The organism is uncultured Thermus sp., assembly GCF_938010445.1.
Lineage (GTDB): Bacteria > Deinococcota > Deinococci > Deinococcales > Thermaceae > Thermus > Thermus altitudinis.
Genome location: NZ_CALLUR010000019.1, coordinates 1 through 6,656, shown reverse-complemented (window position 1 = coordinate 6,656; position 6,656 = coordinate 1). Strand labels below are relative to the sequence as shown.

The window sequence follows — 6,656 nt, the reverse complement described above, 5'->3', positions numbered from 1 at the left end:
GCCCAAGGGGGAGGACGGCACCCCGGACGAGAGCCGGAAGCCCCTTTACGAAAGCGCCTTCGCCGAGGTGGTGCGCAAGGAGCTGAGGCGCTTGGTCCTGGAGGAGGGCAAGCGGGCGGATGGCCGTACACCCAAGGACCTCCGGCCCATCTGGATCGAGGTGGACGTCCTCCCCCGCACCCATGGCTCCGCCGTCTTCACCCGGGGGGAAACCCAGGTGCTGGGCACCGTCACCCTGGGCACGGGCCGGGACGAGCAGATCATTGACGACCTGGGGATTGACGAGACGGAGAAGTTCCTGGTCCACTACAACTTCCCCCCCTTCTCCACCGGGGAGGTGAAGCGCCTAAGGGGGGTTTCCCGGCGCGAGGTGGGGCACGGCAACCTGGCCAAACGGGCCCTCAAGGCCGTCTTACCCCCGGAGGAGGCCTTCCCCTACACCATCCGGGTGGTGGGGGACGTGCTGGAGTCCAACGGCAGTAGCTCCATGGCCACGGTCTGCGCCGGCTGCCTGGCCCTCATGGATGCCGGGGTGCCCATCCGGGCCCCGGTGGCCGGGGTGGCCATGGGCCTGGTGTGGGAAGGGGACCGGGCGGTGATCCTCACGGACATCCTGGGGCTGGAGGACGCCCTTGGGGACATGGACTTCAAGGTGGCGGGGACCCGAAAAGGGGTCACGGCGCTGCAGATGGACAACAAGGTGGGGGGGCTGCCCCGGGAGGTGCTGAAGGAGGCCCTCATGCAGGCCCGGGAGGCCCGGCTTCGGATTCTGGACCTCATGGAAAGCGTCCTCCCCGCCCCGCGCCCCGAGCTCAAGCCCTTCGCCCCCCGGATCCTCTCCCTGAAGGTGCCCGTGGAGAAGATTGGCCTGGTCATTGGGCCTGGGGGGAAGAACGTGCGGGCCCTCGAGGAGCTAGGGGTAGAGGTGGACATAGAAGAGGACGGAACGGTGCGCCTCTACTCCAGCGACATGGAGGCCGCCCAGAAGGCCAAGAAGCGCATAGAGGAGCTCACCATGGAGGCCAAGGTGGGGGAGATCTACGAGGGCACCGTGACCAAGATCACCCCCTTCGGAGCCTTCATCAGCCTCTTTCCTGGCACCGAGGGCCTCTTGCACATCAGCCAGATCGCCCCTGGACGCGTGGAACGGGTGGAGGACCACCTCAAGGTGGGGGACGTGATCAAGGTCAAGGTGCACCGCATTGACGAGCGGGGCAAGATTGACCTGATCCGACCCGAGCTGGAGGGGAAGATTCCCCCCAGGCGGCGGAGCTAGCCCCAGGAGGCTTTTCTGTTGGCATAATCCCGGTCTGGCCGGGAAAATGGGAGGTTTATGGAAAACCAGGAACGCAAACCACGGAAACGGCGCCGCAGACGGCCACCAGACACCACCCCCATGGCCCCTGGGGATGGCAGGGACCACGTGGAGATCGTGCCCCTAGGGGGGATGGGGGAGATCGGCAAGAACATCACCGCTTTCCGCTTCCGGGACGAGATCTTTGTGCTGGATGGGGGGCTGGCCTTCCCCGACGAGGGGATGCCCGGGGTGGACCTCCTTATCCCCCGGGTGGACTACCTCATAGAAAACCGCCACCTCATCAAGGCCTGGGTGCTCACCCACGGCCACGAGGACCATATCGGCGGGCTTCCCTTTATCCTCCCCATGGTTTTTGGCAAGGAGAGCCAGGTGCCCATCTACGGCGCCAAGCTCACCCTGGGGTTGCTACGGGGAAAGCTGGAGGAGTTCGGCCTTAGGCCAGGAAGCTTCAACCTCAAGGAAATCTCCCCCGACGACCGGATCACGGTGGGGCGGTACTTCACCCTAGACCTCTTCCGCATGACCCACTCCATCCCCGACAACTCCGGCCTGGTGATCCGCACCCCCATTGGCACCATCGTGCACACCGGGGACTTCAAGCTGGACGCCACCCCCATAGACGGAAAGGTTTCCCACCTGGCCAAGGTGGCCCAGGCGGGGGCCGAGGGGGTGCTCCTCCTCATCGCCGACTCCACCAACGCCGAACGCCCCGGCTACACCCCCAGCGAGATGGAGATCGCCAAGGAGCTGGACCGGGTCATCGGCCGGGCCCCGGGAAGGGTCTTCGTCACCACCTTCGCCAGCCACATCCACCGCATCCAAGCCGTGATCTGGGCAGCGGAGAAGTACGGGCGCAAGGTGGCCATGGAAGGGCGGAGCATGGTGCGCTTTAGCCGCATCGCCCTGGAGCTGGGCTACCTGAAGGTGAAGGACCGCCTCTACACCCTGGACGAGGTCAAGGACCTCCCCGACCACCAGGTGCTGATCCTGGCCACGGGAAGCCAGGGCCAGCCCATGTCCGTGCTCCACCGCCTGGCCTTTGAGGGCCACGCCAAGATGGCCATCAAACCCGGGGACACGGTGATCCTCTCCAGTAGCCCCATCCCCGGCAACGAGGAGGCGGTGAACCGGGTCATCAACCGCCTCTACGCCCTAGGGGCCTACGTCCTTTACCCTCCCACCTACAAGGTCCACGCCTCCGGCCACGCCTCCCAGGAGGAGCTCAAGCTCATCCTGAACCTCACCACCCCCCGTTTCTTCATGCCCTGGCACGGGGAGGTGCGCCACCAGACCAACTTCAAGTGGTTGGCGGAGTCCATGAGCCGCCCGCCGGAGAAGACCCTCATCGGGGAAAACGGCGCCGTTTACCGCCTAACCCGGGAAACCTTTGACAAGGTGGGCCAGGTGCCCTCGGGGATGCTCTACGTGGATGGCCTGGGGGTGGGGGACATCACCGAGGAGATCCTGGCCGACCGCCAGCACATGGCCGAGGAGGGGATCGTGGTCATCACCGCCTTAGCGGCCCACGACCCCGTGGTGGAGGTGGTGTCCCGGGGTTTCGTGAAGGCTGGGGAAAGGCTTCTCGGCGAGGTGAAGCGCTTGGCCCTCGAGGCCCTGCAAAACGGGGTGCGGGAGAAAAAGTCCTTAGAGCGCATCCGTGACGACATCTACTACCCGGTGAAGAAGTTCTTGAAAAAGGCCACGGGACGCGACCCGGTGATCCTGCCCGTGGTGATTGAGGGGTAAAGCATGTACCAAAGCCTCCTCCTTCCCACCGATGGAAGCCCGGCAGCGGAGGCTGGGGTAAGGGAGGGCCTCCGCCTGGCCAAGGCCCTGGGGGCCCGGGTGGCCTTTCTCTACGCCCTCGAGCCCCTAGGGCCCAGGCTTCTCCTTGGCCCCGAGACCCTTCCCTACTACCAGGCCCTGGTGGAGGACCTGCGCCAGGAGGGCTTGGCCGCCCTGGACCGGGCCACCCACATGGCAGAAGAGATGGGGGTGGGCTTTGAAGCCCATCTCCTGGAGGGGCGGGCCGCGGAGGTGATCCTAAAGGAAGCCGTGAAGCACGACCTTGTGGTCATGGCCACCCATGGGCGCACGGGGCTGGATGCGGTGCTTTTGGGCAGCGTCACCCGGGAGGTGGTCCGCCGAAGCCCCAAGCCCGTCTTGGTGGTGCCCTACCGCACCAGGGGGAGCGAGGCCGCCAGCAGGTAAAGGGCCAGGATGGCCCAGGAGTCGTAGGCCAGAACCCAAAGCTTCCTCAGGCTCTGGTACATGAGCCCGGTGAGCACCGTCCCGGCCATGCCCAGGAGGGCCAGAAGGCTGAGGAGGTGGCCTCCCCCCACCTGGGCTAACAGGGGGCCAGGGGCCAGGATGTCGGCGTAGGAAAGCAAAAAGGTGTTGAACATCACGCTCCCCAGCACGTTGCCCAAGGCCAGGTCCACAGCCCCCAGGCGGGCGGCGGCCAGGGTCACCGTGGCCTCGGGTAGGGTGGTGACCAACCCCACCAAAAAGGTGCCCACCCAGGCCTGGCCCAGCCCCGTCTCCCGGGCCAGGGCCGCGGCCAGACCCGGGAGTGCCACCGCCGCCCCCACCAATACCCCTGCCCCTAGCAGGTAACGGCCGAGGGCCTTCGCTAAAGGGATATGGGCATAGGCTTCCTCCTCGAGGACCTCGTCGTGGGGAAAACGCCTGGCGTAGCGAAAGGAAAGCCAAAGGGCGAAAAGGTAAAGGGGAAAAAGGGCCAGGGCGAACCCCCCGATCCGTCCCCAGCCCCTTTCCGCCAAAAGGCCCATTCCCGCCAAGGACAGAAGCAGGATGGCTAGCCCCAGGCTCAGGGCATGCCCTTGGCTGGCCCGGGCGGTGAGGGGACGAGGGTGGACGGCATCCAGCACGGTGAGGAGCAGGAAGTTCACCATGCTGGCTCCCAAAAGGTTCCCCACGGCGATATCGGGAAGATCTTGAACAACCGCGCTGGTCACGTTGAAAAGCTCCGGCAAGCTGGTGGTGATGCCCACCAGAAAAAGGCCCATGAAGGTGCGGCCAAGCCCCGTTTTCTCCGCCAGGACGTCCCCGTAGAAGGCCACCTGCCGCCCGGCCAGCAGGATGACCGCCGCCACCGCCAAAAAGGCGATCCCGGTCATAGCTGGGGCTGGAGTAGGCGAAGCAGGTCAAACCGGGTGATGATCCCCACGGGTTTCCCCTCTCCATCCACCACGGGCACGTGGTTGATATCGTAGGCCAACATGAGGTCCAGTACGCGAGAAAGGGGTTCCTCCGGCCCCACGGCGTGCACCGGGCTGGTCATGATCTCCTCCACCCGGGTGCGCCTGGCCTCGGCCAAGGCCTCCTCCAACCCGTCGGCCCCCATAAAGCGGCCCAAGAGCATGGGGGCCCGGAAGGTGGAAAAGGGCACGCCTCGTTCCTTCAGGAAGTCGCTTTCGGTGACGATGCCCATCAGGCGCCCCTCTTTGTCCACCACCAGGACGCTCCCAATGCCTTTTCCCAGCATCAGCCGGGCCACCTCCACCAGAGAAGTTTCGGGCAGCACGGTTACCACAGGACGGGTCATGGCGTCTTTGGCCTTCATCGCCTAGCCTCCTTCCGCCATACTAATCGGTCCACCCCCTCCGCCATAAGCCAGGCCAGAAGGGCAAGGACCAAAACCAACCCCCAGATCCAGGCCGGAACCCGCACCGCCTCCCACACCCCGGGGGCCAGATTGCCCAGAAGGATTTGGATCAGGATACCCAGGGCCACGGCTCCGTGCAGGTATGGATTGGGAAGGGGAATCAGGTGGGTGTGCCGGGCAGCGTAGGCGAAGAAGAGCTGGCCCAGGGTCATGAAGTGGAAGGTGGCGGTGCGGGCTACCTCAACGGGCTCCCCCTGAACCCCAGCGCGGCCCATCCACCCGGAAAGCCCCGCCAGGATGCCCAGGGCGAAGACGGCCTTAACGCTTCCCGTAAGCAGGATGAACCTCAAAGAAGGCGGATCCAAAAGGGGGCTTTCCTTAGGCCTGGGCGGCCGGTCCAGCACCCCAGGGTTGCGGTCCAAAGCCAGGGCCAGGGCCGGTAGGCCATCGGTGACCAGGTTGATCCAAAGGATCTGCACTGCGGTGAGGGGAAGGAGGAGATGTCCAGCCTCGTCCCGCAAGTTTAAGAGGGCAGCAAATACCATTCCCAAGGTTACCACCAAGACCTCGGAAAGGTTGGTGGAAAAGAGGAAGCGGATGAACTTCTGGATGTTCTCGTAGATGCTCCGCCCCTCCTCAATGGCCGCCACGATGGTGGCGAAGTTATCGTCCATCAGGACCAGGTCCGCCACTTCCCGGGAGACGTCCGAGCCCCTCAGCCCCATGGCCACCCCCACATCGGCCCGCTTGAGGGCCGGGGCATCGTTCACCCCATCCCCGGTCATGGCCACCACCTCCCCTGCTTTCTGAAAAGCTTCTACTATGCGCAGCTTATCCTCCGGCTTGACCCTGGCGAAGACATCCACCTCTAGAAGGTCTTCCTCGGAGAGTTCCCCGATCTCGTCCCCGGTGGCCACCACCTCCGCAGGAATACCCACCTGGCGGGCGATGGCCAAGGCCGTGGCCGGGTGATCCCCCGTGACCATCACCACCCGAACCCCGGCCTTCAACACCTTGGCCACCGCCTCCGGTACCTCCGGGCGGGGCGGGTCCAGGAGAAGGACGAAGCCCAGGAAGCTTAACCCTTCCTCCCGCTCCCCTTCGCCCCACGCCAAGGCCAACACGCGAAAACCCCGCTGAGCCTGGGCCTCTGCTTCCCCTAAAAGGGCCAGCTTCTCCTCCTCGGGTAAGGCCAGGCGGGGTATGAGGGCCTCGGGAGCCCCTTTCAGGAAACTACCCCCAGGCGTGGTCACCCGCATGTACTTCCAGGCGCTGTCAAAGGGCCGTTCGGAAAGCCGGGGGTGTTCTTGGCGTACCCGCTTTACGTCCAGGCGTTCGGCCGCATACCGCAAAAGGCCCAGTTCCAAGGGGTCCCCCGCTCCCGTCTCCAAATCGGCGTCGTTGCAGAGGACCATGGCCAAAAGGGCCCCTTGGGGGTCCGGCCCCACCACCTGCTGCACCTCCATGCGGTTTTCCGTAAGGGTGCCCGTCTTGTCGGTGGCGATCACCGTGACGCTGCCCAAGGCTTCCACGGCCGCAAGGCGGCGCACCACCGCCTTGCGGCGGGCCATGCGCTCCACCCCCAGGGCCAAGGCCAAGGTAAGCACGGCAGGAAGCCCCTCCGGCACCGCCGCCACCGCTAAGGCCACGGCGAAGAGGAACACCTGGGCGGAAAAGCCTTCCACCAGAAAACCCAAGGCCACCAGCCCT

Annotated in this window: 6 protein-coding genes; 3 read left to right on the top strand and 3 right to left on the bottom strand. The window is 65.3% G+C overall.

Translation table 11 applies throughout. The features are described 5' to 3' along the window. The 3 genes from pnp to Q0693_RS00975 all read left to right on the top strand — a co-directional run. Positions 1–1,276 (top strand): polyribonucleotide nucleotidyltransferase (gene pnp / locus Q0693_RS00985; protein WP_298628468.1); only part of this gene is annotated, 1,276 nt, incomplete at its 5' end. 57 nt (positions 1,277–1,333) lie between these two features. Then, positions 1,334–3,064: a ribonuclease J gene (locus Q0693_RS00980; RefSeq protein WP_243029493.1), complete on the top strand. Its 1,731-nt coding sequence runs from the start codon at positions 1,334–1,336 to the stop codon at positions 3,062–3,064. A 3-nt stretch (positions 3,065–3,067) separates the two neighbouring features. Then, on the top strand, positions 3,068–3,529 hold the full coding sequence (locus Q0693_RS00975; protein WP_298628462.1) for a universal stress protein: 462 nt from the start codon (positions 3,068–3,070) through the stop codon (positions 3,527–3,529). On the opposite strand, the gene Q0693_RS00970 is transcribed toward Q0693_RS00975, so the two are convergent. The 3 genes from Q0693_RS00970 to Q0693_RS00960 all read right to left on the bottom strand — a co-directional run. Further along, positions 3,493–4,458: a sodium:proton exchanger gene (locus Q0693_RS00970; RefSeq protein ID WP_298628459.1), complete on the bottom strand. Its 966-nt coding sequence runs from the start codon at positions 4,456–4,458 to the stop codon at positions 3,493–3,495. The genes Q0693_RS00975 and Q0693_RS00970 overlap by 37 nt on opposite strands. Further along, entirely contained in the window at positions 4,455–4,904 is a 450-nt protein-coding gene (locus Q0693_RS00965) for a CBS domain-containing protein (RefSeq protein ID WP_298628456.1), read from the bottom strand. The genes Q0693_RS00970 and Q0693_RS00965 overlap by 4 nt, the downstream gene beginning before the upstream one ends. After that, positions 4,901–6,656 (bottom strand): cation-transporting P-type ATPase (locus Q0693_RS00960; protein WP_298628453.1); only part of this gene is annotated, 1,756 nt, incomplete at its 5' end. The genes Q0693_RS00960 and Q0693_RS00965, both read right to left, overlap by 4 nt.

What these genes read in the sequence shown, in the direction of transcription:
- Q0693_RS00975 (WP_298628462.1), top strand. Translation starts at nt 3,068, where the DNA reads ATGTACCAAAGCCTCCTCCTTCCCACCGATGGAAGCCCGGCAGCGGAG.
- Q0693_RS00970 (WP_298628459.1), bottom strand. Translation starts at nt 4,458, where the DNA reads ATGACCGGGATCGCCTTTTTGGCGGTGGCGGCGGTCATCCTGCTGGCC.
- Q0693_RS00965 (WP_298628456.1), bottom strand. Translation starts at nt 4,904, where the DNA reads ATGAAGGCCAAAGACGCCATGACCCGTCCTGTGGTAACCGTGCTGCCC.
- Q0693_RS00980 (WP_243029493.1), top strand. Translation starts at nt 1,334, where the DNA reads ATGGAAAACCAGGAACGCAAACCACGGAAACGGCGCCGCAGACGGCCA.